This is a genomic window from Acinetobacter sp. UBA5934, assembly GCF_002430855.1.
Taxonomy (GTDB): Bacteria; Pseudomonadota; Gammaproteobacteria; order Pseudomonadales; family Moraxellaceae; genus Acinetobacter.
Map to the genome: position 1 here is coordinate 36,511 of NZ_DJDC01000196.1, position 4,124 is coordinate 40,634.

Consider the following 4,124-nt stretch of genomic DNA (forward strand, 5'->3'; position numbering starts at 1 on the left):
ACGAAAAAGCCCGACAGGATGTCGGGCTTTTTTTATCTCATTTGATTTGTAATTCATCAGTGCTCAAGGCAAAGTGTATCCTTCTGTAAAAATTGCCCAAAACTTATTGTTATGGATGAACATCAATTGCAGAGCATAGACGGTTTGATTAAGTCATTATTACTCTGCTGCTTTTTCTGTAGTAGGTTGTGAACTTACAGGCTGTTGACTTGCAGAAGCCGGGCTGATGGTTTTATTGATTGGCCGGTTATCCATCATTGTCCCGATGGGTGATACACGCCAAATCGTATTGCCGACATCATCGGCGACCAATATTGCCCCGAAACGATCAACCGCTACGCCAACAGGTCGTCCAAGTGCATCACCTTGATCATTTAAAAAACCGCTTAATACATCTTGCGGCATACCTGAAGGCTGGCCATTTTGGAATGGCACAAAAATCACTTTATAGCCGCTATGCGGTTTACGGTTCCATGAGCCATGCTGACCAATCAGCGCACCACTGCGATATTGCGGCATCAATTGAGCCTTATAAAATGTCAGGCCTAAGGAGGCGGTATGGTTGCCCAGAGCATAATCCGGTTTAAGCGCACGTGCGACCAGTTCAGGCTTTTGAGGTTTGACCCGCGTATCCACATGTGGGCCATAATAACTATAGGGCCAGCCATAAAAAGCCCCATCTTTTACTGAGGTCAGGTAATCGGGCACCAGATCATTACCAATTTCATCGCGCTCATTCACCACTGTCCATAGCGCGCCACTCTGCGGTTGCCAGTCCATCCCATTGGGGTTGCGTAGACCTGTAGCAAATGGCCGTGCTTTGTTACTTGCAATATCAAACTCCATAATCAGTGCGCGTCCAGTTTCCTTGTCGATGCCATTTTCAGCCACGTTACTGTTTGAACCAACAGTAATATAGAGTTTAGTGCCCGCAGGGTTGGCAATGACATTTTTGGTCCAATGGTGATTGAGGGGGCCGCCGGGTAAATCCAATACTTTGCTACCGCTTGCTGTAATTTGAGTTGCACCTTTTTGATAAGGAAAGCGCATTAAGGCATCGGTATTGGCTACGTACAGCATATTGCCGACCAGCGCCATACCAAATGGAGAATTTAGGTTTTGTAGAAATACGGTTTTTTGGTCAGCCACGCCGTCGCCATTGCTATCACGCAGCAAGCTAATGCGGTTGGCACTCGGATGCGATGAGCCGGCACGCTTCATCAGCAGCTTCATGATTTTGCCTTTAATGCCCTTGCTGTCATCCGGCTTGGGCGGTGCATCGGTTTCAGCCACCAGCACATCACCATTTGGCAACACATACAGCCAGCGCGGATGCTCAAGTTCTTGGGCAAAGGCCTGTACCTTCAAACCCTTAGCGGGGGTAGGCATAGCGCCCGCAGGCCAGCCTTTGGCCGGAGCAATATTCACCGTAGGAAACAAACCTGATTTGGGTTCAGGCAGATGCGGTTGAGGACCATAACTGTCTGTGACAGGGGAGTTGGATGGCGAGGCGCATCCGGTGAGTGCCAATACGATGGCAGAACCCGCAAGGGGCAGTAGAAATTGAGCAGACATCTTTTTTCCAGCTTATTGTTGGCCGCTATCGCCTTACTTTAAAATTTCGTGCAGGCTACCACCATGCTGTTCTTGTTTTTTCTGGTTGCCAATTGGTTATCGCGTTGCAGCGATGAGGCAAGCCAGGCATAGCAAAAGAAACCCCCTATAACTCACACAGGAGCTGAAATTCCTGCGGTACAAAAAAATCCCCCAAGCCGAGCCTTGAGGGAAAATTGGAGATGCCATTTCATTATTATAGTTTGAGTTCGTGTACAGTCTGTTTGATTACCGAGATTAAGCAGACTTGGATGTGACAACAGCGAGCTGTTGCGCTTCCAGTTCACGAACCAATGGCAACACTTTTTGTCCAAAATATTCCACTTCTTCAATGAAATGTAGGAAGCCAGACAAAATCAGATCCACTCCGACTGCTTTAAGTTCAACAATACGTTCCGCAATTTGCTGCGGTGTACCAATCAAATTGGTCTTAAAGCCATCGTTGTACTGCACCAGATCTTCAAAGGTGGATTTTGCCCAGTTCCCTTCACCCTCTGCTGTTGCAGCACCGGCTTCACGAGTCGCATCACCAAAAGACTTCACGGCCTGGACATTGGCTTTGGCGACAATTTCCTGCAACACAGCCTGCGCTTCTTCTTCAGTATCACGGGCAATGATGAAGGCATTCACACCAATTTTCACGGCATGGTTATTGGCTTTGGCTTTTTCACGGATATCATCAATTTGTTTTTTCAGTTCTTCTGCGGTGTTGCCGTTGGTGAAATACCAGTCCGATACACGCGAAGCCATATCACGGGCTGCACGCGAGCTACCGCCTTGGAAAATTTCAATATGTGGTTTTTGTACCGGTTTTGGACTCAGGGTGTAATCTTTGAATTGATAGTATTTACCCTCAAAACTGAAGTTATCTTGCGTCCAGACTCCTTTGAGGCTACGGATAAATTCTTCTGAACGCGCATAACGCTGGTCATGTTCAGGCCATTCCTCGCCAATAGCATCAAATTCACCCCGGAACCAGCCACTGACCACGTTAATGGCAATACGTCCATGGGTCAGATGGTCAATCGTCGCCAATTGTTTGGCGGCTAGCGCCGGCTTCCATGGACCTGGCAAAATCGCAGCGATCACTTTAAGTTTTTCAGTTTTAGCCAATAGGCCATGACTGAAGCTGACCGATTCATGCTGATTTTCCGCATTATAACCAGCCGTAAACCGAATCTGGGTTAAGGCATATTCAAAGCCGCTGTTTTCCGCCGCTTGCGCCAGCCGGACGTTATAGTCATAACTCCAGTCTGTACGCTGTTCAATATTGCTGACCACCAAACCACCACTGACGTTTGGCACCCAATACGCAAATATAATGTTTTTATCTTGTACCGACATTCTGTCTACCCTCAGGATGTAATTCTTTAGCTGCCTTAAGCCACCTGTGACTTGGGTACTTTTTTGCTGTGCAGGCGAGCTTCGGCAGCATCCAGACTTGGAACAGCCGCAGAAGGCAGCACTTCTTCTTGCTCAATTTGCTTGTTGATGCCGAGGTTCTGGTTAGCCTGTTGAGATTTTTCTTTCACGACTTCAGCACGTTGGCCTTTCGCTGGTGCCCATTCCAGGATTGGCAATGCACGTGCTACCGCAAGAGTAATGCGGTCGCGCAGCAGTTCGCTGTGAATGGTGTATGCCGGGGTAAAGTCTTTGTCGGTTGCATAGACCCCAATTGGTAAAGTTTGCGCTTGGAAGAAGCTGAATAATGGACGTAATTGATGTTCAAGTACCAGAGCATGGCGCTCACTGCCACCAGACGCTGCAAGGAGTACCGGGACATCGACCAGTGCAGTTTGTTCTACAAAGTCAAAGAAGTGTTTGAACAGTCCTGTGAAGGAAGCACGGTAAACCGGGGTGCCCACAATGATTGCATCCGCTGCTTCAACGGCGGCCAAGTCATCTTGCACACGTTGTGACAACTGGTTACGGTAAATCGCACCGCCCAGTAAAGAACCGATTTCACTAAATTTAATAAAATGTACATTGATTGGGGTGGCTTCGGCTAATTCATCCACAATGGCCTGAACCAGGGCTTCGGTTTTAGAAGGGTTGTTTAAGCCACCTGATACAGCAACGATATTTAGGGGTTTTTGCGCATTTAAAATAGACATTTTGGAATAACCTAAAACATAAAATCTCGGAATAGGTTTATTAATCAATAGCAGGCTTATTCTGTAAAATAAGTAAATCAAGAAAAGTTATCTTATTTTCAGATATCAAGAAAAAAGTCACTAAAATGCCGGCTAGTTTATTTTAAATTTTTGATTTTTATATTTATATTCATTGTTAATAAGCATTTTGAGTTAGCCGATAAAATTTATATCAAAATGTGATTAGATTTAAAGAAATTAAGAAAATGCAGAATTTTGTCAATTTCTTAATCCGAATGTGGGCTTAAATGCAAAAATAGTGAGATCTTGCATATCCTTAGATGCGTGACTATGGTTAGAATAGAAACCACTGTGCACAAGATCTTTCATGTCGCTTATGAATATTTTAATCGTTGA

General features: G+C 45.8%; 3 protein-coding genes. All 3 read right to left on the reverse strand.

Features of this window, described 5'->3' with window-relative positions; all coding sequences use genetic code 11:
* Nucleotides 1-159 precede the first annotated feature (159 nt).
* Nucleotides 160-1,575: a PQQ-dependent sugar dehydrogenase gene (locus tag B2Y23_RS14785; protein WP_291371626.1), complete on the reverse strand. Its 1,416-nt coding sequence runs from the start codon at nucleotides 1,573-1,575 to the stop codon at nucleotides 160-162.
* A 276-nt stretch (nucleotides 1,576-1,851) separates the two neighbouring features.
* Complete coding sequence (gene sfnG / locus B2Y23_RS14790; RefSeq protein WP_291371628.1) at nucleotides 1,852-2,958, reverse strand: dimethylsulfone monooxygenase SfnG; 1,107 nt, start codon at nucleotides 2,956-2,958, stop codon at nucleotides 1,852-1,854.
* Nucleotides 2,959-2,993: 35 nt separating this feature from the next.
* The gene (gene msuE / locus B2Y23_RS14795) at nucleotides 2,994-3,728 is read right to left on the reverse strand and encodes an FMN reductase (RefSeq protein ID WP_291371630.1); all 735 of its coding nucleotides are present in this window, start codon (nucleotides 3,726-3,728) and stop codon (nucleotides 2,994-2,996) included.
* Between the last annotated feature and the right edge of the window lie 396 nt (nucleotides 3,729-4,124).